Raw genomic sequence first — 23,490 nt, forward strand, 5'->3', positions numbered from 1 at the left:
CGGCCTGCGGAGCGTCGGGGGTCGCGCCTAGCGTGGTGCGGGTGAGCAGCACTGCAGCCCCCTACCTCGCCCGGCCGATCGTCTCGACCCAGTGGCTGGCCGACCAGCTCGGCCGCGAGCACCTCGTCGTGGTCGACGCGAGCGTCCTGCTGGTGACCGGCTTCGACGGCCGGCCCGGCTACCTCGGCGGCGACGAGCAGTACCTCCTCGAGGGCCACGTGCCCGGTGCGGTCTTCGGCGACCTGCTCGCGCAGCTCTCGGATCCGGAGGCGGCCCTCCCCTTCACCCGGCTCGACCCCGAGCGCTTCGCCGCGGCGACGGCCGCCCTCGGCATCGACGACGACTCGGTGGTCGTCGTCTACGACTCCGCGGTGGGCCAGTGGGCGTCGCGCCTGTGGTGGCTCCTGCGCGCCGCCGGGCACGACGCGGTCGCGGTCCTCGACGGCGGACTCAGCGCCTGGCGGCGGGAGGAGCGCCCGATCGAGACCGGTCACGTCGAGCCGCGGGCCGCCGCGGGCATCACCGTCCGCCCCGAGCGCCCGCTCTGGATCGACAAGGCCGGCGTCGAGCGCGTCGTCCGCGGCGAGGAGCCGGGCGCCCTGATCTGCGCCGTGCCGCCGAAGGAGTTCACCGGCGAGCAGGGGCGCCGGCCGCGCCTCGGCCACCTCCCCGGCTCGGTCAGCGTCCCGGCCGTCCGGCTGGTCGACCGCGAGGACAACACGCTCCTCCCGCCGGAGCGGCTGCGGGCGCTCTTCGGCGAGACGCTCCGGGCCGAGCGGATCGTCCTCTACTGCGCGGGCGGGATCGCCGCGACGGCCGACGCGCTCGCGCTCGCCGTCCTCGGCGTCGACACCGCGGTCGTCTACGACGGCTCGCTCAACGAGTGGGCCGCCGATCCCGACGCCCCGCTCGTCGTCACGGCCGCGTGAGCAGCTCCTCCGGGAGCTCGGTCGTCGGCAGCGCGCAGACGAAGGCCTCGCAGGAGTAGGCCGTCGGCAGACCGTCGCGCGACGTCCGGCCCTCGAAGAGCTCGAAGCCGGCGCGGGCCCACTCCGCCGCCACGTCGTCGCTCACCACCGCGAGCACGCCCAGCCCGGTCTCCCGGGCGCCGCGCTGCAGCGGTGCCCGTGCGCCGTCGTCCGGGACGACGACGACCATCTGCGTGACCGGCCGCGCGAGGCGCCCGGCGAGCGCGAGGACCCCGCCGAACCCCATCGGCTGCCCGAGTGCCCCGGGCCCGATGCCCGCGACCACGGCCTCCGCCGCCTCCCGGTAGCGCCGCTCCCCCGTCAGGAGGTACAGCACGTGGGCCGCGTCGGCCGCCGCCGAGAGGCCCGAGGGGTAGGCGCCCTCGGACGGATCGGCCGCCAGCAGCAGCCCACGCGCGGTGAGCGCCGGGTCCCCACCGCCGGGCAGCGCGAACGGCGGCCAGGACGCGGCCGCGTCCAGCGCCCCGTCGATCAGCGTCCGGGCGACGACCGCGGAGCGGGGCGTCCCCTCGGCGAGCGCCAGCTGCAGCAGCCCGCCGGCGAGCATGCCGAGATCCTCCAGCGCCGGGCGCGCGGCGGAGACGGAGTCGCCGAGCGAGGCGCGGACGCCGACGCGCCCGTCGACGAGGTGCCGCTCCAGGAGGAGATCGGCGGCGGCACGCGCTGCAGCGATCCAGTCCTCCCGTCCCAGCACCCGCCCGGCTCGCGCGAGCGCTCCGATCGCCAGCCCGTTCCAGCCGGTGACGACCTTCTCGTCGAGCGCGGGGGGCGCCAGATCCGTGCGGTCCTCGGCGAGGTAGTAGCCGCCCTCCGAGCGCTGCCCGTCGATGACGCTCTCGGAGTCCTGCGCGCTGGCGAAGCCGCCGCTCGGCCGCCGCAGCGTCGCGAGCAGGAACGACGCGACGCCCTCCGCCACCCCGGCGAGCGCCTCCCGGTCGACGCCGTCGCGCCCGAGCAGCACCGCCGCGACGTCGAGCAACTGCGCGTTGTCGTAGAGCATCCGCTCGTAGTGCGGATCGCTCCAGTCCTGGCGGGTGGCGTAGCGGAAGAAGCCGCCGTCGCGATCCCTCAGCGGCGAGCCCGCCAGCGTCAGCAGCGTCCGCTCGGCCAACTCCGCGCCGTCGTCCCGCGACGCCAGGAACCCGAGCACCGGCGCCACCGGGAACTTCGGCGCCCCGCCGAAACCGCCGTGCACCCGGTCCTCCTCGGCCGCGAGCGCCCCGACGGCCGCCGCGAGCGTCGCGTCGTCCGGGAGCGCGTCTCCCGACGGCACCACCGCGGTCGCCTCCCGCAGCGCGGTGCTGAGCGACCCCGCCGTCGCCTGCACCTCGTCGCGCCGCAGCCGCCACGCCTCCGACACCGCGTCGAGCACGTCCGAGAACGCCGGCACCCCGCCGACGGCCCGCGGCGGGAAGTACGTCCCCGCGTAGAAGGTCTCCCCGGCCGGAGTCGTGAACACCGTCAGCGGCCAGCCCAGATTCCGCGTGAACGCGCTCGCCGCCGTCAGATACGCGGTGTCGACGTCCGGATGCTCCTCCCGGTCCACCTTGACCGCCACGAACCCGTCGTTCAGCCGCGCCGCCAGCACCGGGTCCGAGAACGACTCCCGCGCCATCACATGGCACCAGTGGCAGGTCGCGTACCCGATCGACACCAGCACCGGCACGTCCCGGCGCACCGCCTCGGCGAACGCCTCCTCCCCCCACGGCCACCAGTCGACGGGGTTGTCCGCATGCGAGCGGAGGTACGGGCTGACACTGGAGCGGAGTCGTTCGGCCATGCCCTCCACGCTAGACGCGCCGCCCGCCGCCGTCCGGGCCGTTGACAGCCGCCCCCCACTCTCGCCGCTCCCCCCGGTGGACCCCCGCTCCGCGGGGCCCCATGCTGATCGAGTAGCCCGCTTCGCGGGCGTATCGAGATCCACCACCGTCAGAAGCCGAGCATGCAGACCCGCCCTGCTGACGCCGGTAGGTCTCGATACGCCCCTGCGGGGCTACTCGACCAGCATGATCTGCTGACTTCATGCTGCTCGAGCAGCCCGCGCAGCGGGCATATCGAGATCCACCACCGTCAGGAGATGAGTCCGCAGACCCGCCCTGCTGACGGCGGTGGGTCTCGATACGCCCCTCCGGGGCTACTCGACCAGCATGGCTGCGATACGCCCCTCCGGGGCTACTCGACCAGCATGTTTCATGGGCCTCTCCCTGCGATGGAGGCACCGGCCTCAGAGCTGACGACGTCGAGTCTCCTCCCGAAGGGATAGGCCCGCCCCTCGCCTCCGTCTCACCCCGGAGGGGTGGACGCGGTGCCTCGTCGCGGCTCCTGGCTCGGGTCTGGCGGGCGCGCCGCAGGCGCGCGGGAAGGAGCCGCGACGAGGCACCGCGTCCGCCCCACCCGCCAGCACCCCAAACGCCGAAGGACGCCTCAGCGCTCGAAGAACCAGCCGGTCGGCCGCTGCGGCCCCGGCGACCCGCCGCCGCTCGCCCGCCGGCCGAAGACCAGGTACGCGATGCTCCCCGCGAACGGGAGGATCACGATCAGTGCCACCCAGCCGACCTTCGCGACCTTCGACAGCCGCCCGTTCGCCAGCACGCCCCGGATCGCGAGGATCAGCAGGACGATGTTGAGGATCACGAGGAGGGACTGCGTGTTCACACTCGGCTCTCTGCTCGGCCCGCTCGGCGCGGGTGACCGCCCGCGGGATTCCGCCGGGAGACCTGGGCATCATGTCACGGCGCCGTAGGATGGAGGGCTCATGTCCGACGTCCTCAGCATCCGGTATCCTCCCGAACTCCCCGTCTCGGCGCGCAGGGACGACATCGCCGCCGCCATCCGCGACCACCAGGTCGTGATCGTCGCCGGCGCCACAGGCTCCGGCAAGACGACGCAGCTGCCCAAGATCTGCCTCGAGCTCGGCCGCGAGAGCATCGCGCACACCCAGCCCCGCCGCATCGCCGCCCGCACCATCGCCGAGCGCATCGCGGAGGAGCTCGACGACGAGGTCGGCGGGATCGTCGGCTACCAGGTCCGCTTCACCGACAAGGCGAGCGCGTCGACCCGGATCAAGCTGATGACCGACGGCATCCTGCTCAACGAGATGAACCACGACCGGATGCTCAGCCGGTACGACACGATCATCATCGACGAGGCGCACGAGCGCAGCCTCAACATCGACTTCCTGCTCGGCTACCTGCACCGGCTGCTGCCCCGCCGCCCGGATCTCAAGCTGATCATCACCTCCGCCACGATCGACCCGCAGAGCTTCGCCGAGCACTTCCGCGACGCCGCCGGCGAGCCCGCCCCGATCATCGAGGTCTCCGGCCGCACCTACCCCGTCGAGATCCGCTACCGCCCGCTCGTCGCCGAGGAGCCCGAGGAGGAGGAGGACACCGACGTCCCCGACGCCACGAGCGGCAGCCGCGATCTGATGACCGGCATCGCCGACGCGCTGGCCGAGCTGGCGCGCGAGGACCAGGGCGACGTCCTCGTCTTCCTCTCCGGCGAGAACGAGATCCGCGACGCCGAGGACGCCATCCGCGGCCGGAACATCCCGGGCACCGAGGTCCTCCCCCTCTACGGCCGGCTCTCGGCCGCCGACCAGCACCGCGTCTTCGAGCGCGGCCGCACCCCGGGCGTCCGCCGGCGCGTGGTGCTCGCGACCAACGTCGCCGAGACCAGCCTCACCGTGCCCGGCATCCGCTACGTCATCGACGGCGGCACCGCCCGCATCTCGCGCTACAGCGCCCGCTCGAAGGTGCAGCGCCTGCCGATCGAGGCGATCTCGCAGGCGTCGGCGAACCAGCGCTCCGGTCGCTCCGGCCGCACCAGTGCGGGCATCGCGATCCGGCTCTACTCGGAGGAGGACTTCGAGCGCCGCCCCGAGTTCACCGATCCGGAGATCCTGCGCACCGGCCTCGCCGCCGTCATCCTGCAGATGATCTCGCTCGGCCTCGGCGACATCGCCGGCTTCCCGTTCCTCACCCCGCCCGACTCCCGCGGCATCAAGGACGGCCTCGACCTCCTCACCGAGCTCGGCGCCCTCCGCTCCCCCGCCACCCCCGCCGACTCCCCCTCGCGAGATGCCACTTCGGTACGCGACACGCCGGAGAAGGCGAGCACAAGTGGCATCTCGCGGGGAACGGGGGCCGACACGGCGCCTCAGCTCACGAGGATCGGGCGGGATCTCGCGCGGCTGCCGATCGACCCGCGCTTCGGGCGGATGGTGATCGAGTCGCGCAAGCACGACGTCAGCCGCGAGGTGATGGCGATCGTCGCCGGGCTGACGATCCAGGACGTCCGGGAGCGCCCGCTCGAGCGCCGCGCGCAGGCCGACCAGCAGCACGCCCGCTTCGTCGACCCCACCAGCGACTTCCTGACCCTGCTCAACCTCTGGAACTACGTGGAGGAGAAGCAGGCCGAGCTCTCCTCCAGCGCCTTCCGCCGGCTCTGCAAGGCCGAGTACCTCAACTACCTCCGCGTGCGCGAGTGGCAGGACGTCTTCCGCCAGCTGCGCCAGCTGGCCCGGCCGCTGAAGCTCGAGCTCGGCGAGCCGAAGGTCGACCCGGACGGGATCCACCGGAGCCTCCTCGCCGGCCTGCTCTCGCACCTGGGCATCAAGGACACCACCTCGCAGCAGGCGCAGCGCGCGGCGAAGAACCGCGAGCGCCAGAGCGTCCAGTACGTCGGCGCCCGCAACGCGAAGTTCTCGATCTTCCCCGGCAGCGCACTGGCGAAGAAGCAGCCCGACGCCCTGATGAGCGCCGAGCTGGTCGAGACCAGCAAGCTCTTCGCCCGCTCCAACGCCGCGATCGATCCGGCCTGGGCCGAGGCGATCGCCGGCGACCTGGTGAAGCGGCAGTTCAGCGAGCCGCACTGGGAGAAGGCGCAGGGCGCGGCCGTCGCCTACGAGAAGGTCACGCTGTACGGCGTGCCGATCATCGCCCGGCGCCGGGTGCAGTTCTCCCGGATCGACGCCGGCTACGCCCGCGAGCTGTTCATCCGGCACGCCCTCGTCGAGGGCGAGTGGGACGCGCGGCACGCCTTCGACCGGAAGAACCGGGCCCTGCGCGCCGAGCTCGAGCGCCTCGAGGAGCGCACCCGCCGCCGCGACCTGCTCGTCGACGACGAGGCCGTCTTCGACTTCTACGATCGCCGCGTCCCGCGCGACATCACCTCGGTGCGCTCCTTCGACTCCTGGTGGCGCACCGCGCAGCACGACGAGCCCGACCTGCTGACCATGACGCAGGAGACCCTCCTGCCCGAGGACGCGGAGCAGATCGACGAGACCGCCTTCCCGACCCAGTGGCGCCAGGCCGACCAGCGCTTCCGGCTCTCCTACCGGTTCGAGCCGGGCACGGAGGAGGACGGCGTCACCGTGCACGTGCCGCTCGCGCTGCTGCCGCGCGTCACGCCGCTCGGCTTCGACTGGCTGGTCCCGGGGCTCCGCGCCGAGCTCGTCACCGCGATGATCAAGGCGCTGCCCAAGCACCTGCGCCGGAACGTCGTCCCGGCGAACGACTGGGCGCGCAAGCTCACCGCCGCGCTCCCCCAGGACGTGCCGAACCCGCCGACGGAGTCGTTCGCCGCGACCCTCGCCGGGGCGATCCGCCGCGAGGCCGGCGTCGTGATCGACGCCTCCGACTTCGACCTCGAGCGCATCCCCGCGCACCTCCGGGTCACCTTCGCGATCGCCGACGAGCGCGGCCGCACCGTCGCCGCCGGCAAGGAGCTCGCGCCGCTGGCCGAGCGCCTGCGCGGCCGGGTCCGCGACGAGGTCGCCCGGGTCGTCGAGGCGCGCGTGCCCGACGCCCTCGAGCGCCGCGGCATCAAGACCTGGGACATGGCGGAGCTCCCCCGCGTCACCGACACCCGCCAGGGCGGCAACACGATCCGCGCCTACCCGGCACTGATCGACGACGGCGACTCCGTCTCGATCCGCCTCCTCGCGACCGCGGAGGACCAGGCGCGCGAGCACCCGCGCGGCGTCCGCCGCCTGCTGCTGCTCGCGACACCCAGCCCGGTCGCCTACGTGCAGCAGTACCTGACCGCCAACGAGAAGCTCGTCCTCGCGCAGAGCCCGTACCAGAACACGACGGCGCTGTTCGGCGACTGCCTGCTCGCCTGCGTCGATGCGGTGCTCTGGCGGATGAAGCCGGACGGCATGCTCTTCCTCCGCGCCGAGTTCGACGCGGTGCGCGACCGGGTCTCGGGCAGCGTGATGGACTCGATGTTCGAGACCGTGAAGACGGTCACCACGATCCTCACCACGGCGCGCGGCGTCGAGAAGGCGCTCAAGGCCTCGACGAGCATGGCGCTGCTCCCCGCGCTGACCGACGCCCGCGAGCAGCTGACCGGCCTCGTGCACCCCGGCTTCGTCTCCGCGACGGGACTCGAGCGGCTCCGGCACCTGCCGCGCTACCTCGGCGGCATCACCGAGCGCTTCGGCAAGATCGGCGAGAACGTCGGCCGCGACCGGGTCTGGCTGAACGAGGTGCAGGCGGCGCAGGAGCTCTACCGCTCCGCGGGCGGCACGATCCCGCTGCCGCCGCACGCTCCGGAGCGTCTCGTGCGCGCGCGCTGGCTGATCGAGGAGCTGCGCATCAGCTTCTTCGCGCAGAGCCTGGGCACCGTCGAGAGCGTCTCGCTGCAGCGGATCCGGAAGGTCCTCGCGGGCTGACCGGGGCCGCTGCCGGCCGGTTCGGCGGACGACGCCGGCGGGCCGCCGCGGGCCGCTAGTGTCGTCCGGTGGGCAGCTACACCGAACTCCTGAGAACCCCCGGCGTGGGTCGCATCATCGCGGCCCAGCTCACCGCGCGCTTCCCGTTCGGGATGCTCTCGCTCGCGTTCCTCCTGCACGTGGAGCGCGTGCACGACTCCTACGCCGCGGCCGGCCTGGTGCTCGGCTCGATGTCGATCGGCCAGGCGATCGCCGGCCCGCTGACCAGCCGCCTGATGGGCCGGCTCGGGATGCGGCGGGTGCTCACCGCCACCCTCATCGTCTGCGCGGCCGCGATCATCGCGATGGCGCTGCTGCCGCTGGAGATCTGGCAGTTCGTCGTCATCGGCTTCGTCGCGGGCCTCAGCATGCCGCCCGTGCAGCCGGCGGTCCGGACGATCTACCCGAAGATGGTGCCCAGCTCGCAGCTGACCCCGCTCTTCTCGCTCGACGCCTCGGCGCAGGAGATCATCTGGGTGCTCGGCCCGGTGCTGACCACCTTCGTCTCGATCCAGATCTCGACCGTCGCGGGCATCCTCACCGCCGCGGTCTTCCTCGTCGGCGGCGGCATCTGGTTCATCGCCTCGCCCGAGGTCGGCCGGGTGCGCATCCCGCGCTCGCGTCGGAAGCTCGGCGCCGTGCTGACCAAGCCGCCGGTGCTGCTCGCGACCGTCGTCGGCTTCCTGCTGGTCGGCGCCTGCGCCGCGGTCGAGGCCGGCGTCGTGGCGGTCTTCGGCGAGGGCGGCGTGGAGTCGGGCGTCGTCCTGGCGGTCTTCGCGGCGGGCTCGCTCGTCGGCGGGCTCACCCTCGGTCACATCCCGATCAGCCGCTGGGCGACCGCGCGACGGATGCTGATCGTCACCGTCGGCATGGGCCTCGCGGCGTTCTCGACCGATTTCTGGTGGCTCTCGATCACGCTGTTCCTGGCCGGTGTCGGCATCGCGCCGGCGCTGGCCGCGCTCTTCACGATCACGGCCGCGAGCGTGAAGTTCTCCGACACGGCGGAGGCCTACGGCTGGGTCGGCACCGGGCAGCTGATCGGCGCGGCGCTCGGCTCGGCGATCGCGGGCGTGCAGATCGACCGGTCCGGCCCGACGGCCGCGATCGTGGTCGCCGCGGTGTTCGCCTTCGTCGGCTTCGTCGTCCCGGCGCTCGGCCGCCGCTTCCACCCGGACCTCCGCGGTCGCGACGCCAGTCCGCTGCCGGACACCGAGCCGGTGGAGCTGCCGACCTGAGTCGGCGTCCTCCGACGTCCTCGCGCGGAGGCGTCTCCCACTCCGCTCCGACTCGGCTCCCTTGAGGCTCCCAGCCTGTCCCCCTTAGGGTGGGGCTCGCACGGGACGGAGGGGCTGCCGATGGCACTGCGCGACGACGCGGAGGAACTCGTCCGCCAGCATCAGCGCGAGGCGGAGGAGGCGCACGTCCTCGACCCCTGGGCCGACCCCGAGACGCCCGAGTGGGCCGGCGAGCTGGCCGCGGCACTCTGGCAGGGCTCGTTCCGCCCCAGCCCCGTCTACTACCGCGCGGAGGACCCCTCGCACGCCTGGCGCGGACCGCATCCGATCCGGGTGCACCACCTCGGCTTCGGCTGGCAGATCACGGCCCGGCGCCTGCGGGCCGGCGCGATCGTGCCGAGCACCGTAGTCCTGCTCGAGACCGGCACGCTCTGGCTCGGTCTCGGGCCCGCCCGCCGACCGGGCCGCGGACTGCGCGCCCTCGGGGAGCAGGGCCTCGTCGACGGACTGCAGCCCGGACACGACGACTACTTCGCCGTCCGCCGCTTCGTGCACACCAGCCAGGCCGCGCGCGACGACCGCCGCCTCCTCTTCGGCGTCGCCGGCCTCGCCGCCCTGATCGAGGACACCGTCCGCGTCGGCCCGCACGGCGAGCTGCACTGGCACCTCTGACCCCTCCCGCGAGATGCCACTTGTGACCGGCTTTCGCGGCGTGTCGTGCGCACAAGTGGCATCTCGCGGAGGGGGAAGAATGGGGGGATGAGCGTTCCCCTTCTCCCCCTCAACGACGGGCGGGCGATCCCGCAGATCGGGCTCGGCGTCTACAAGATCGGCGACGACGAGGCGGCCCACACGGTCGCCACGGCGCTCGAGGCCGGCTACCGGCACATCGACACGGCGACCCTCTACGGCAACGAGCGCGGCGTCGGCGAGGGGATCCGCGCCAGCGGCCTCCCCCGGGAGCAGGTCTTCGTCACCACCAAGGTCTGGAACGACGACCACGGCTTCGACGAGACGCTCGAGGCCTTCGACCGCAGCCTCGAGTTGCTCGGCACCGACTACGTCGACCTCTACCTCGTGCACTGGCCGATCCCCTCGCGCGACCGCTACGTCGACACCTACCGCGCGCTGGAGCGGATCCGCCAGGAGGGCCGGGCGCGCTCGATCGGCGTCTCGAACTTCGCGATCGAGCACCTCGAGCGGCTGCTCGGCGAGACCGAGGTCGTGCCCGCGATCAACCAGGTCGAGCTGCACCCGCGGCTCCCCCAGGACGAGCTGCGCGCCTTCGACACCGCGCACGGCATCGTGACGCAGGCCTGGTCGCCGCTGGCCCGCGGCCGTCTGCTCGACGAGCCGGTGCTCGCGTCGATCGCCGCGAAGCACGGCGTCTCGCCCGCGCAGGTCGTGCTGCGCTGGCACGTGCAGCTCGGAGTCGTCGTGATCCCGAAGTCGGTGACGCCCGCGCGGATCCGGGAGAACCTCGACGTGTTCGGCTTCGCCCTCGACGAAGAGGATCTGGCAGGAATCGGTGCACTGGCGTCCGGCGAGCGCACCGGCCGCGACCCGAGCCTCGACTGACGCGCCCTAGCCTGGCGGCATGACGACGCGAGCCCCGGAGACGAGAACCGCCCTCCTCCTGCACGGACTCGGCGGCGCGTCCGGCACCTGGTGGCGGGTCGCCGAGGCGCTGACCGGTGCCGGCTGGAGCGTGACGGCACCGGATCTGCGCGGGCACGGTGCGGGCGCCCGCGGCGGGTCGTCCCGGCACGACGACTACGCCGGTGACGTGCTCGCCCTGCGCGCTCCGTCCGGCACCTGGGACCTCGTGGTCGGCCACTCCCTCGGCGGAGCGGTGGCGGTGCGGGCGGCGGCGCGCGACACCGGCTGGGCCGCCCGGCTGGTGCTGCTCGACCCGGTGCTGCAGCTGCCGGCCGAGTCGCGGGCGGAGGTCCGCGCGGAGGAGCTCGCCGCCCTCGCCGTCACCGCGGACGGGCTCGCCGCCGCCGAGCCGCGCTGGGACGAGCGCGACCGCGCGGAGAAGCTCCGCGCCGCGCACGCCGCCGATCCGGCCGCCGTCGCCGCGACCGTCGACGACAACGACCCCTGGGACCTGCTCGCCGACGTCCCGGCCCTGCGCACGCCCGCGCTCGTGCTCGCGGGCGACCCGCAGGTGTTCACGTTCTTCCCGCCGTCCCTCGCCGCACAGGTCCTCCGCGCGAACCCGCGCGTCCGCTATGCGGTGGTCGCCGGAGCCGGTCACAGCCCGCACCGCGACCGGCCCGCGGAGACGATCGCGATGCTCCGCGAGTGGGCCGAGAGCGACGCGACGGCCTGAGACGCCCTCCGGCCGCGGCCGGCGCTCCGTGTTTCCACCGGGTGACAAGTGCCGCGAAGGGGTGTCATTCGCGCGCGACCTGTGAATACGCTCGCAGAGGGCACCGCCGCTTCTCAGCACAGCGAGGGCGACGGAGGCCGTCGGTCCGACGGCCGCCGCCCTCGACGAAAGGGACCACCTGTGGCTACCACCACTGAAGACACCTCCGGCGCACGACGTCGGCGTCCACTCCTCGGCTCGGCCGCGATGATCGGCGCCGGCGCGCTGGTCGCCGGCTTCGCCTTCGCTCCCGCGGCGAACGCCGTCGAGCCCGTCGACTTCGCCGATGCGGTGACCGTCGACGGCATCATGAACCACCTCGAGGCCTTCCAGGCGATCGCGGACGCCAACGACGGCAACCGCGCGATCGGCACCGAGGGCTACGAGCAGAGCGGCCAGTACGTCGAGGCCGTGCTGAAGGCCGCCGGCTACACCACCGAGCGCCAGGACTTCACCACCACCACCCAGACGATCGACGAGTTCTCGCTGACCACGACCCCCGCGGTCGAGGGCATCCCGATGTCGTTCACCCCCTCCACCCCCGAGGGCGGCGTCACGGGCGAGCTGATCCAGCCGGTCGACCCGCTGGGCTGCGACGCCGACGCCTGGGCCGGACTCGACGCGACCGGCAAGGTCGCCCTGGTCAGCCGCGGCACCTGCAGCTTCTCGGAGAAGTCGGCCGCCGCCGGCGCCGCCGGGGCCTCCGCCGTGATCATCTACAACAACGCTCCCGGCGAGGCGCTCAACGGCACGCTCGGCGCGCCCGACGACAGCTACATCCCGTCGGTCGGCGTGACGCTCGAGGAGGGCCAGTCGCTGATCGCCGCGCTGCCCAGCACGGCGACGCTGGTCCTCGAGCAGACGACCACCGACACCGACACCTTCAACATCATCACCGAGACGCCCGGCGGCGACCACGACAACGTGGTCATGCTCGGCGCGCACCTCGACGGCGTGCCCGAGGGCCCCGGCATCAACGACAACGGCTCGGGATCGGCGACGCTCCTCGAGACCGCCGTCCAGCTCGCGGACGCGGGCGAGACCACCAACGCCGTGCGCTTCGCCTGGTGGGGCGCCGAGGAGGTCGGGCTCGTCGGCTCGTACACCTACGTCGACTCGCTCTCGGAGGAGGAGGCCGGCGACATCGCGACCTACCTGAACTTCGACATGGTCGCCTCGCCGAACTACGTCGTCTCGGTCTACGACGCGAACGAGTCCACCTACGAGGCCCCGGTCGAGGTGCCCGCGGGCTCCATCGCCACCGAGAAGGCGTTCACGGACTACTTCGACTCGATCGGCCAGCCCTGGATCGACACCGCGTTCGACGGCCGCAGCGACTACGACGGCTTCATCTCCGCCGGCATCCCGGCCTCCGGCCTGTTCACCGGAGCGGACGACATCAAGACCGAGGAGGAGGCCGCGCTCTTCGGCGGCACCGTCGGCATCGCGCACGACCCGAACTACCACTCGGCCGGCGACGACCTGGCGAACATCAACCAGGAGGCGCTCGGCATCACCTCGAAGGCGATCGCCTTCGTGACCGCCTCCTTCGCCGAGGACACCTCCGCGATCGACGCCGAGAAGGACCCGACCACGCCGGAGCCGGAGCCCACCACCCCGCCGTTCGTGCTCCCCACCAAGGAGCAGGTCCTCGGGCTGATCGCCGCCGGCCTCTCGCCGCGCGAGATCGCCGCCGAGCTCGGCATCACCGAGGCGATCGCGCGTCCCTACGTGCAGCAGATCATCGACCGCTACGGCATCACCGACCGGGCGAGCGCTGAGCGCCTGATCCGCGAGTACCTCGCCGACCGCGGCGTGCTCATCGGCGCGTAGCCACCGCACCACCCGAGGCGTCCCGCTCCGGTCGACGCGTTCCGCTCCGGCAGGACGCCTCGACGGGGGCGGGACGCCTCGCTCGTTCGCGGCGGGCCGCCGCCGACCCGGACCGCTCGCACTGAACGACGGATGTCGTTGATAGCCTCGCGAGCGATGGAGCCTTCCTGGATCGTCGTCGTGGCCGCGGGCGAGCGGACCGGCGAGCCCGCCGTCCGGCCGCGGCGCGTGTTCGCCGGCGTGATCGCCGTCGCCCTGCTCCTGATCCTCGGCATCAGCGCCCTCGACGTCCAGGCTGCGCGGACGCTCGCGGAGTCCGAGGCCGTCGCCGACGCCTCCGACACCGCCGATCTCCTCGCGGAGGTGATCGTCGAGCCGGCTCTCGCGGACGCCGTGCTCACCGGCGACCCGGCGGCGCTGGAGCTCGTCGACCGCGAGGTCCGGGCGCACGTGCTCGACGACTCCCTGGTGCGCGTGAAGCTCTGGGACCGCTCGGGCCGCATCCTCTACTCCGACGACCGGCGCCTGGAGGGGCGGACCTTCACCCTCGACGAGGACGATCTGGAGGCCTTCGCCGACGTCGCTGTGCACGCCGAGGTCTCCGACCTGCAGGCCCCGGAGAACGTGTACGAGCGCGACAGCGGACGCCTCCTCGAGGCCTACCGGACCGTGCGGACGCCGTCGGGGACTCCGCTCCTGTTCGAGAGCTACTTCCGCTACGACGAGGTCGTCGAGCGCAGCGGCGAGCTCTGGCGCAGCTTCGCCGTCATCTCGATCGCGAGCACGGTGCTGCTGGTGCTCGTGCTGCTGCCGGTGCTCGCGCGCCTGCTCGCGCTGATCGGGCGGTCGCGGCGGAGTCGCGAAGCACTGCTGCAGCGCGCCCTCGACGCCTCGGCGGACGAGCGCCGGCGGATCGCGGCGACCGTCCACGACGGTGCCGTGCAGGACCTCGTCGCCGCCTCCTTCGCCGTGCACGGGCGGGCGGAGCGGGCCGAGGCGGACGGCGATCCCGCCCTCGCCGCGGATCTCCGCGAGGTCGCCGCGACCGTCCGCACCGGCCTCGGCGGTCTGCGGTCGCTGCTCGTCGACATCTACCCGCCGAGCCTCGCCGACGCGGGGCTCGCCGCCGCTCTGGAGGATCTCGCCGTCACGACCCGCGCGCGCGGACTGGACGTGGTGGTCGAGGCGCCGCCGCGCACCGGCCTGACCGCGGACGACGAGCGGCTCCTCTACCGGGTCGCGCACGAGGCGCTGACGAACGCGGTCAAGCACTCCGGCGCGCGGAGCGTCCTCGTCCGGCTGCGGCGCGCAGGCGATCGCACGGGCCGCTCGGTCGCGCTCGACGTCGTCGACGACGGGTGCGGCTTCGACGCGGCGACGGCGCTCGCGCACCCGGAAGCGGGACACCTCGGGCTGAGCATCCTGCGCGATCTCGCCCGCGAGCGCGGCGCCGAGCTGCGCCTCCTGACGGCTCCAGGCCGGGGGACGCACTGGCGACTGGAGCCGGCGCCGTGATCCGCGTCCTGATCGTCGACGATCATCCGCTCGTCCGCGCGGGCCTCGCCGCGCTGATCTCGAGCGCGCCGGACCTGCTGCTCGTCGGGCAGGCGGGCAGCGGCGAGGAGGCGCTCGGATCGGCGGCGGAGTCCGCGCCCGACGTCGTCCTGATGGACCTGTCGATGCCGGGCATGGACGGCATCGAGGCGACCGCGCGGATGCTCGCCCTGCACCCGGCGATCCGCGTCGTGGTCCTGACCTCGTTCGACGACCGGGGCCGCGTCCTCGCCGCGCTGCGGGCGGGCGCCCAGGGATACCAGCTCAAGGACGCCGACCCCGCCGTGGTGCTCGACGCGGTCCGCTCGGCGGCGGCGGGGCACGCCCCGCTGGATCCGCGGGCGGCCCGGGCTCTGCTGCCGGGCGGCGCCGGTGCCGCCCTGCCCGCGCTCAGCACTCGCGAGGAGCAGGTGCTGCGGCTGATCGCCTCCGGCCGAGCGAACAAGGAGATCGCGCGAGAGCTCGGGATCGCGGAGCGGACGGTCAAGGTGCATGTCGGGCACGCCTTCACGCGCATCGGCGTGCGCGATCGCACGAGCGCCGCGCTGTGGGTGCGCGACCACCTGCCCGGGTACTAGTACCAAGGTCCGATTGCCGCGCGGCGCGGCGCGGGCGAGGGTTGCCTCCTACCCGCACCGGCCCAGCGCCGGTCGACAGGAAGGCCACGATGTCCCCCCTCAGCAGAACCGCCCGCACTGCGGCGATCGCCGCGATCGCGCTGCTCCTCACCGGCCTCGCGGCCTCGCCCGCGCAGGCCAAGACCTCGTCCGTCGGAGGCGACTACTCCGTCACCGTGAACGGCACCACCTACGACCCGGCCGCCGGCAAGGACGTGAAGCTCAAGGACGTCGCCGTCGCTGGGACCATCGCGGTGCGCGGCGTCAACAACCGCTTCGACCTCCGCGTGTCGACGCTGGGCGTCTACGACTACACGCTCACCGGCGCCCCCGACACGCAGCGGATGGTCACCTCGCCGACGGTGGTCTTCGCGTCCAAGGTGCCGACGCTCACCGCGGCGCAGCTCGCGGGCGCGCGGCTCGACTCGCTGGAGGTGAAGGACGACACCCTGGTGGTGATCCTCCGGACCGCGGCCGGCAAGCTCAAGGTGCAGGCGAAGGACGGCGCGCAGGGCGGCATCTTCCAGATGGAGCCCGAGTTCGCCGGGAACGTCGAGCTCGTGCACACACTCGGCCCCGGGCTGTTCTACTTCGTCAACAGCTTCACCGGCAAGATCAACTTCGGCAGCGGAGTCGACGCAGTGACCCCGGCCCAGAGCGCGACGGGCTACCACTCGATGCTGCTCGGCAAGGACAGCCCGCAGGTCGCCACGAAGACCTTCCAGAGCGGCACGGTCACGAAGTGGACCGTCGCCTCGGGTGGCCGCCTCGGCGGGGTGCTCGGCGAGGACGCCGTCGAGCTCTCGCAGGGAGCGACCAACTGCACGAGCCAGTGCCAGGCGCAGAACCGCATCAACGGCTCGCTGCCCGTTCCGCCGGACCCCGTGAACCCGACCCCGATCGGCTGAGCCGACCCGGACGCCCGAGGCGTCCCGTCCCCGTCGAGGAGTCCCGCTGCTGCTGGACGCCTCGACGGGAACGGGACGCCTCACGCGTTCCCTGCGTCCGCTTCCGAGCGGTCGGGCCCGCGTCAGGGGCGGCGGGCGCGGGCGAAGGCCTCCTCGACGTCCTCGTCCGGGTCGGCGAGGAGGCGGAGGGTCGCCAGGGCGTGGAAGCGGCGGGGGTCCTCCTCCGAGCGCGCGGCGGCCTCGAGGACGGGGCCCGCGGCGTCGCCGAGCATCAGCAGCGCGCGGGTGAGGGCGCGCTGGTCCGGGCGGTCGCGCTCGCCGAGGTGCTCCGCGAGCTGCCGGGCCAGCGCGGGCCGCTCGGAGTCCGGGGCGAGCCGGGCGGCGGTGCGCCAGGCCGCGTGCGCGACCGCGGCGTGCTCGTCGTGCAGCAGCGCGGGCGTGATCGCCGGGAACGCGCGCGGGTCGCCCACCTTCGACAGCGTGTGCAGCGCCTGGCTGCGGGCCTGCGGTGTCCCGGACGCGAGCTCGGGCAGCAGCAGGTCGACGGTGACCGCCGGATCGTGGCGGGTGAGCGCCCAGGTGAGCATCTCGCGCACGCCGAAGTCGGGCTCGACGGCGCAGCGGGCCACGAGCACCGGGGCGTACTCGCCGGCGGGCCGGGTGCCGGCGGTCATCGCCGCCTGCAGCCGGGACGACGCGTCGGGGGCTGTCAGGGCGGCGCGGAGCCTGTCGGCGGGCCGGTTCTCGTCAGTCATCGCCGTCCATTCGACACCCGCCGCCCGAAAGGATGTCGAGTGCCCCTCCCCCTCCGCGCCGCGAGATGCCACTTGTGACCCGATTCCACGGCGTGTCGCGTGCACAAGTGGCATCTCGCGGGAGGGGCGGGGCTTCCCGCCGCGGTGGCGCACGGTGTTCACTGGGGCCATGCGAGCCATCTGGAAGGGCGCGATCACCTTCGGCCTGGTCAACGTGCCGGTGAAGATCTACAGCGCCACCGAGGACCACGACGTCCCCCTGCACCAGGTGCACGACAAGGACGGCGGCCGGATCCGCTACCAGCGCAAGTGCGAGATCTGCGGCGAGGTCGTGACCTTCGACCACATCGACAAGGCCTACGACGACGGCGAGCGCACGGTCGTGCTCACCAAGGACGAGCTGAAGGCGCTGCCGGAGGAGCGCGACCGCGAGATCGACGTCGTGCAGTTCGTGCCGAGCGAGCAGGTCGACCCGATCATGTTCGACCGCGCCTACATCCTCGAGCCGGACTCCTCCTCCCCCAAGGCCTACGTGCTGCTGCGCCGCACCCTCGAGGAGACCGACCGCACCGCGATCGTCGAGTTCGCGCTCCGGCAGAAGACCCGGCTGGCGGCGCTGCGCGTGCGCGGCAAGCTGCTGATGCTGCAGACGCTGCTCTGGGCGGACGAGGTGCGCGAGGTCGAGTTCCCGTCCCTCGAGGGCACCACCCGGATCGCCGCCCGCGAGCTGGAGATGTCCTCGCACCTGGTCGACTCCTACTCGGAGGACTTCGACGCGTCGAAGTTCCAGGACTCCTACCAGGCCGAGCTGCGCACCCTCATCGACGCGAAGATCGAGCAGGGCGACGCCCTCGACACCTCCGCGACCTTCGGCGAGAAGCCCGAGGAGGAGGGCGGCGGCGAGGTGCTCGACCTGATGGAGGCGCTGAAGCGCTCGGTCGAGCGCAGCCGCGGCGCGAAGGCGGGGGTGTCCGCGGACTCCGAGGAGAAGGCGCCGGCGAAGAAGCGCGTGACGAGGAAGAAGGCGGACGAGGACTCCTCCGCCGACGAGGACTCGGCGCCGAAGAAGACCGTCGCCAAGAAGCCGCCGGCGAAGAAGAGCGCCGCGAAGACCGACGACGACGAGAAGGCTGCTCCCAAGAAGATCGCTCCGAAGAAGAAGCCCGCCGCGAAGACGGCGGCCTCGACGGCCGGAGCGGAGGAGGAGAAGGCGGCGTCCTGAGCCCGACCGGCCCGGAGGATCGGCTCAGGCGAGCTCGTCCACGTCGTCGAGGTCGACCGCGACCGAGCTGACCAGCGCGAGCAGCGCCTCCGCGTAGGCGTTCTCGGCGATCTCGTCCTCGAAGTCGCGCTGCTCGCCGGCGAGCTCGACCGTCACGGCGAAGCGCACCGGCCCGCCGTCCGCGACGCGACGCAGTGAGCGGAACGTGCCGCGGAGCAGCTCGCGCAGCTGGTCCTCGCGCGGCAGCCAGAGCGAGTCGTCGAGCGCCACGGAGTCGAGCGCCCACTCGGTCGTGCCGTTGAAGCCGAGCACGGTGCCGGTCTCGTACTCGTGCGGCTCGATGGTCATGTCGCTCACGGTGAAGACGTCGCCGTCGAACCCCTCGCGCTCGATGCGGAAGCGGTCGCCGGTGACCGGTGCCCAGCGCAGACCCGCGGTGCGCAGCGCCTTGGCCAGTTCGAAGGAGATCATCCCCCGATCATGGCGCGCGTTCCCGGACGGAGGCCGCGAAGACGGGACCGCGGCCCCGATGTCGGTGGGTGAGTTTACGTTCATGAAACGTCCGGTTCACAGGCCGGGCACCCGCACTGCATAGCGTGGCTCACTGTGCCCCTTTCAGGGGCGAGGGTCGCCGTCGACGTGCGGTGACGCACCACCGCTCCCCGGAGCGGCGATCGAGAGGACCACCATGCCCGACTCCCCCGCACTCCCCGCGCAGAGGCCCCGCGCCCGCGCACCCCGGAGAGGCCTCGCGCTCGCGGCCCTCGCCGGCCTGGCCCTCGTCGCCTCGCCGCTGGTCGCTGCCCCCGCCACCGCCGCTCCGAGCGGGGACGAGCTGGTCATCAGCGAGGTCTTCGCCCGCGGCGGCTCGGCCGGCGCGACCTACAGCAACCGCTTCGTCGAGCTCTTCAACCCGACCGGCGCCGACGTCGCGCTCACCGGCCTCTCGCTGCAGTACCGCTCGGCCACCGGCACGGCCAACCCGACGACGACCGTCGCGCTCACCGGCACCGTCCCCGCCGAGGGCCACTTCCTCATCGCCGGCGCGAGCAACGGCACCAACGGCGCGCCGCTCCCCGCCGCCGACCAGACCGCGAACGGCCTCAACATCGCGGCCGCGGGCGGCACGCTCTTCCTGGTCGAGGGCACCGCGACCCTCGTCGCCCCGCCGATCGGCACCGCCGAGCAGCCCGAGGCGGTCCTCGACCTCCTCGGCTACGGCACCTCGAACACCTTCGAGTCGGCGGCCGCCACCGCGCCGACGCTGACCGAGTCGATCGCGCGCGCCGACACCGCGACCGGTGACACCGACTCCAACGCCGCCGACTTCACCGTCGGCGCGATGACCCCCGAGGCCGCCGGCGGCAGCACCCCGGAGCCGACGCCCGCGCCGACCGGGACGCCGACCCCCACCGCGACCCCGACCGCCCCGCCGACGACGCCGCCGACGACGCCGCCCACCACCGCGCCGACCGTCTCGATCGCGGAGATCCAGGGCACCGGAGCCGCGTCCCCGCTCGTCGGGCAGACCGTCACCACCACCGGCGTCGTCACCGCGCGCTACGCGACCGGCGGCTACAGCGGCTTCGTGATCCAGACCGCCGGCACCGGCGCGCAGACCACCGGCCGCACCGCCTCCGACGCCGTCTTCGTCTACTCCTCCGCCTCGGTCGGCGCGGTCGCGATCGGCGACAACCTGCGCATCACCGGCGCCGTCAGCGAGTTCAACGGCCTCACCGAGCTCACCCCGACCTCGGCCGCGACCGTCGAGAAGCTCGGCACCCCGGCCGCCGCGCCGATCCCGGCCGCCGTCGGCCTCCCCCGCACCGTCGAGGAGCGCGAGACGCTCGAGAGCATGCTGATCGCCCCGCAGGGCGCGTTCACCGTGACCGACACCTTCGACCTCAACAGCTTCGGCTCCATCGGCCTCGCCGCCGGCGACTCGCCGCTGCTGACCCCGACCGAGGTCGCCCGTCCCGGAACGCCCGAGCTGGCCGCGGTCGTCGCCGACAACGCCGCGCGCGCGATCGTCCTCGACGACGGCGCCTCGATCAACTTCCTCGGCGCCGCCGCGAACAAGGCGATCCCGCTGCCCTACCTCACCCCGACCGAGCCGATCCGCGTGGGCGCCCCGGCGACCTTCACGACCCCGGTCGTGCTCGACTACCGCAACGGCGGCTGGTCCTTCCAGCCGACGACGCAGCTGACGGTCGAGAACGCCGCGACCGTCCAGCCGGCGACGTTCGCGAACACCCGCGAGGCGGCCCCCGAGGCCGTCGGCGGCGACCTCTCGATCGCGTCCTTCAACGTGCTCAACTACTTCTCCACCACCGGCGACTCGATCACCGGCTGCACCTTCTACACCGACCGCGACGGCGACCCCGTCACGGTGAACAGCGGCTGCGACGCCCGCGGCGCCGCGAACGCGGACGACCTCGAGCGCCAGCAGGCCAAGATCGTCACCGCGATCAACAGCCTCGGCGCCGGCGTCGTCTCGCTCGAGGAGATCGAGAACTCGGCCAAGTTCGGCAAGCCGCGCGACGAGGCCCTCGCCACGCTGACCGCCGCCCTCAACACCGCCGCCGGCTCGGAGCTGTGGGCGTACGTGCCCTCGCCCGCCGCCCTCCCCGCGCTCGCGGACGAGGACGTCATCCGCACCGCGTTCATCTACAAGAAGGCCGTCATCGAGCCGGTCGGCGAGTCCGTCATCCTGAACGACGGCGTCGCCTTCTCCAACGCCCGCAAGCCCCTCGCCCAGGAGTTCCGCCTGATCGGCGACAGCGCCAGCGAGTTCGTCGCGATCGTGAACCACTTCAAGTCGAAGGGCTCCGGCTCCGGAGTCGACGCCGACCAGGGTGACGGCCAGGGCGCCTCGAACGCCTCCCGCGTCAACCAGGCCACCGCGCTCGTCGCGTTCGCCGACCGCCTGAAGACCGAGAAGGCGACGGACCTCGTCTACCTGCTCGGCGACTTCAACGCCTACTCGCAGGAGGACCCGATCCAGGTCCTGCGCGACGCGGGCTACATCGACCAGGGCGCGAAGGACGGGAAGTACTCCTACTCCTTCGACGGCGCGGTCGGCTCGCTCGACCACGTCTTCGCCTCCCCGGCGGCCGACGCGACCGTGACCGGTGTCGACACCTGGAACATCAACAGCGGGGAGTCGGTGGCGCTGGAGTACAGCCGCTACGACTACAACGCGACGATCTTCTACGACACCTCGGCCTACCGCTCGAGCGACCACGACCCGGTCGTCGTCGGACTGGACCTGCCCGAGACCGCGCCGGCGACCGTGATCGACGTCGCGACCAGCGCGAAGACCACGCGCCTCGCCGTGCTCCGCACGCTGACGGTCACGGCCGTCAACAACGGCCCGGAGGCGGTCGCGATCGAGATCTCGACGCCCTTCGGCACGCGGACGAAGAGCTCGGTGAAGCCCGGCCAGTCGTTCACGACCTCGTACCTCACGGTGCTCCGCCCGATCAAGGCCGGCACCGCGACGATCGAGGTCACCGCGAAGGACGGCACGGAGCGGACGTACCGGCAGGCGTACAGCGCCCGCTAGAGCACCGCGCACGACCGACCGCCGGGGCGGGCCCGCTGAGAAGCGGGCCCGCCCTCGTCGCGCCACCCCTGACGTCGCGCGGGTCCGGCTCCTAGAGTGCGGAGCATGCCCGAGGGAGACAGCGTCCACCGTCTCGCCGCCCGCCTGAGGCGGGCGGCGGACGGCCGCACCGTGGCGGACGGCGAGCTGCGCTCGGGCGACGCGGCCGGCAGCTCGCTCGAGGGCCTGCGGATCCTCGAGCACGACACGCACGGCAAGCACCTGCTCACCCGCTTCTCCGGTGACCTGACCCTGCATACGCACCTGCGGATGCAGGGCTCCTGGACGGTCACCTCGCCCGGCCGCGCCGTCCCGCGGGCCGTCCAGAAGGACGTCCGCGTCCGGCTCCGACTCGACGACGGGGTCACCCTCTGGGGCATCGACCTCCCCGTCGTCGAGCTGCTGCCGACCCGCGACGAGGCACGCGCGGTCGGCCACCTCGGGCCGGATCCGCTCCGCGCCGACTGGAGCGCGGAGGAGGCCGTCGCCCGCCTCTCCCGCACACCGGAGCGGCCGGTCGTCGCCGCCCTGCTCGATCAGCGCCTGATGGCGGGCCTCGGCAACCTCTGGGCCAACGAGGTCTGCTTCCTCCGCGGACTCTTCCCCTGGCGGCCCGTCGGCACCGTCGACGTGCGCGCGCTGATCGCCACCGCCGCCCGGGGCCTGCGCGCGTCCGTGACGGTGCCCGGGATGTTCCAGACCACGACCGGCGACACCCGCCGCGGCGAGCGGCACTGGGTCGCGGGCCGCGCCGGCCGGCCGTGCCTGCGCTGCGGCACCACGGTCCTCGTCCGCGCCGAGGTCCGCGACGACCCGGAGCAGCGGCGCACCTGGTGGTGCCCGCACTGCCAGCCCGAGCTCCCCTGAGGCGGGCCGTGCCCTCGACCGCCCGCCTGCGTAGGCTGGGCGCAACGAGCGGAGGGGTGTCATGAGCGACAACGTCTGGGGGTCCCCGGACCCGTCGGCCCGGCGCGATCAGCCGTCGGCGACCGGGGTCGAGCGGGGCTCCGCAGCGCAGCCGCCCGCCGAGAACGCCGCCGAGAAGCCGGCGGAGGTCGAGCTCGCCCGTCCCGAGGACATCGAGCGGGCGCAGGCCGTCAAGGACCTCAAGCGCCGCCGCGACTTCGCCGGCTCGGTCGGCGGCTGGATGACCGTCTCCGCGATCAGCACCGGCGTCTGGTTCGCGACCGGCGCCGACGGCTACTTCTGGCCGATCTGGCCGATGCTCGGCATCGGCATCGGGGTGGCCAGCCAGGCCGCCGCCCTCTGGGGCCCGGCGAAGAAGGAGATCACCGAGGCCGACATCGCCGCCCAGATGCGCAAGCGCGAGGCCCGCGGCCGCTGACCCCGGTCGCCTTGGAAGAGACGCCCGCCTGCATGCTGGTCGAGTAGCCGCGCAGCGGCGTATCGAGACCCACCCTCCTCAGCAGGGCAGGTCTGCAGACTCCCGTTCTGACGCTGGTGGATCTCGATACGCCCGCTCCGCGGGCTGCTCGATCAGCATGCAGCGCACCGCCCGGAACGGCCCGTCATGCTGGTCGAGCAGCCGCACGCCCGCTTCATACTGGTCGAGCTGCCGCGCCGCCCCGCTTGCATGCTGGTCGAGTAGCCGCGCAGCGGCGTATCGAGACCCACCCGCCGACAGCACCCGCCCCGCCCGGCACCCCCCTCCCAGGAGTCCCGT

At 73.2% G+C, this 23,490-nt stretch carries 18 protein-coding genes; 14 read left to right on the forward strand and 4 right to left on the reverse strand.

Annotation, left to right across the window (positions count from 1 at the left end):
• Positions 1-41 precede the first annotated feature (41 nt).
• Complete coding sequence (locus EDF43_RS16260) at positions 42-929, forward strand: rhodanese-like domain-containing protein (RefSeq protein WP_165909152.1); 888 nt, start codon at positions 42-44, stop codon at positions 927-929.
• Here EDF43_RS16260 and EDF43_RS16265 read toward each other — a convergent pair.
• Both EDF43_RS16265 and EDF43_RS16270 read right to left on the reverse strand, forming a co-directional pair.
• Positions 916-2,769 carry a DUF255 domain-containing protein gene (locus EDF43_RS16265; RefSeq protein ID WP_132437706.1) on the reverse strand — a complete coding sequence of 618 codons (1,854 nt, stop codon included), beginning with the start codon at positions 2,767-2,769 and terminating at the stop codon, positions 916-918. The two genes, EDF43_RS16260 and EDF43_RS16265, sit on opposite strands and share 14 nt — an antisense overlap.
• 644 nt (positions 2,770-3,413) lie before the next feature.
• The gene (locus EDF43_RS16270) at positions 3,414-3,644 is read right to left on the reverse strand and encodes a PLD nuclease N-terminal domain-containing protein (RefSeq protein ID WP_123737600.1); all 231 of its coding nucleotides are present in this window, start codon (positions 3,642-3,644) and stop codon (positions 3,414-3,416) included.
• Between the two features lie 100 nt (positions 3,645-3,744).
• Here EDF43_RS16270 and hrpA point away from each other — a divergent pair, with 100 nt between their 5' ends.
• From hrpA to EDF43_RS16315, 9 genes are all read left to right on the forward strand, one after another.
• A complete protein-coding gene (gene hrpA, locus EDF43_RS16275) occupies positions 3,745-7,665 on the forward strand; it encodes an ATP-dependent RNA helicase HrpA (protein WP_132437705.1) in 3,921 nt (1,306 codons plus the stop codon).
• A 68-nt stretch (positions 7,666-7,733) separates the two neighbouring features.
• The gene (locus EDF43_RS16280; protein ID WP_132437704.1) at positions 7,734-8,939 is read left to right on the forward strand and encodes an MFS transporter; all 1,206 of its coding nucleotides are present in this window, start codon (positions 7,734-7,736) and stop codon (positions 8,937-8,939) included.
• 120 nt (positions 8,940-9,059) lie between these two features.
• Positions 9,060-9,611: a hypothetical protein gene (locus EDF43_RS16285; RefSeq protein WP_123447651.1), complete on the forward strand. Its 552-nt coding sequence runs from the start codon at positions 9,060-9,062 to the stop codon at positions 9,609-9,611.
• Between the two features lie 87 nt (positions 9,612-9,698).
• Complete coding sequence (locus EDF43_RS16290) at positions 9,699-10,517, forward strand: aldo/keto reductase (protein WP_132437703.1); 819 nt, start codon at positions 9,699-9,701, stop codon at positions 10,515-10,517.
• 19 nt (positions 10,518-10,536) lie between these two features.
• Positions 10,537-11,274 (forward strand): alpha/beta hydrolase, encoded by a 738-nt coding sequence (locus EDF43_RS16295; RefSeq protein ID WP_132437702.1) that lies wholly within the window; start codon positions 10,537-10,539, stop codon positions 11,272-11,274.
• A 180-nt stretch (positions 11,275-11,454) separates the two neighbouring features.
• The gene (locus EDF43_RS16300) at positions 11,455-13,146 is read left to right on the forward strand and encodes a M28 family peptidase (protein WP_243582247.1); all 1,692 of its coding nucleotides are present in this window, start codon (positions 11,455-11,457) and stop codon (positions 13,144-13,146) included.
• Between the two features lie 156 nt (positions 13,147-13,302).
• Entirely contained in the window at positions 13,303-14,661 is a 1,359-nt protein-coding gene (locus EDF43_RS16305; protein WP_123705167.1) for an ATP-binding protein, read from the forward strand.
• Complete coding sequence (locus tag EDF43_RS16310) at positions 14,658-15,278, forward strand: response regulator transcription factor (protein ID WP_123737594.1); 621 nt, start codon at positions 14,658-14,660, stop codon at positions 15,276-15,278. The genes EDF43_RS16305 and EDF43_RS16310 overlap by 4 nt, the downstream gene beginning before the upstream one ends.
• 89 nt (positions 15,279-15,367) lie before the next feature.
• Entirely contained in the window at positions 15,368-16,225 is an 858-nt protein-coding gene (locus EDF43_RS16315; protein ID WP_207901805.1) for a hypothetical protein, read from the forward strand.
• 122 nt (positions 16,226-16,347) lie between these two features.
• Here EDF43_RS16315 and EDF43_RS16320 read toward each other — a convergent pair whose 3' ends face one another.
• On the reverse strand, positions 16,348-16,980 hold the full coding sequence (locus EDF43_RS16320; protein WP_132437701.1) for a HEAT repeat domain-containing protein: 633 nt from the start codon (positions 16,978-16,980) through the stop codon (positions 16,348-16,350).
• Between the two features lie 169 nt (positions 16,981-17,149).
• Here EDF43_RS16320 and EDF43_RS16325 point away from each other — a divergent pair, with 169 nt between their 5' ends.
• Positions 17,150-18,202, forward strand: a complete 1,053-nt coding sequence (locus tag EDF43_RS16325; RefSeq protein WP_132437700.1) for a Ku protein — start codon at positions 17,150-17,152, stop codon at positions 18,200-18,202.
• Between the two features lie 24 nt (positions 18,203-18,226).
• On the opposite strand, the gene EDF43_RS16330 is transcribed toward EDF43_RS16325, so the two are convergent.
• Positions 18,227-18,673, reverse strand: a complete 447-nt coding sequence (locus EDF43_RS16330) for a hypothetical protein (protein ID WP_132437699.1) — start codon at positions 18,671-18,673, stop codon at positions 18,227-18,229.
• Positions 18,674-18,890: 217 nt separating this feature from the next.
• Here EDF43_RS16330 and EDF43_RS16335 point away from each other — a divergent pair, with 217 nt between their 5' ends.
• The 3 genes from EDF43_RS16335 (at position 18,891) to EDF43_RS16345 (ending at position 23,151) form a co-directional block, all read left to right on the forward strand.
• The gene (locus EDF43_RS16335; protein ID WP_132437698.1) at positions 18,891-21,767 is read left to right on the forward strand and encodes an ExeM/NucH family extracellular endonuclease; all 2,877 of its coding nucleotides are present in this window, start codon (positions 18,891-18,893) and stop codon (positions 21,765-21,767) included.
• A gap of 105 nt (positions 21,768-21,872) precedes the next feature.
• On the forward strand, positions 21,873-22,673 hold the full coding sequence (locus EDF43_RS16340; protein ID WP_132437697.1) for a DNA-formamidopyrimidine glycosylase family protein: 801 nt from the start codon (positions 21,873-21,875) through the stop codon (positions 22,671-22,673).
• 61 nt (positions 22,674-22,734) lie between these two features.
• A complete protein-coding gene (locus tag EDF43_RS16345; protein WP_132437696.1) occupies positions 22,735-23,151 on the forward strand; it encodes a 2TM domain-containing protein in 417 nt (138 codons plus the stop codon).
• Positions 23,152-23,490 lie beyond the last annotated feature (339 nt).

This window comes from Rathayibacter sp. PhB179, from assembly GCF_004345345.1.
Taxonomy (GTDB): Bacteria; Actinomycetota; Actinomycetes; order Actinomycetales; family Microbacteriaceae; genus Rathayibacter; species Rathayibacter festucae.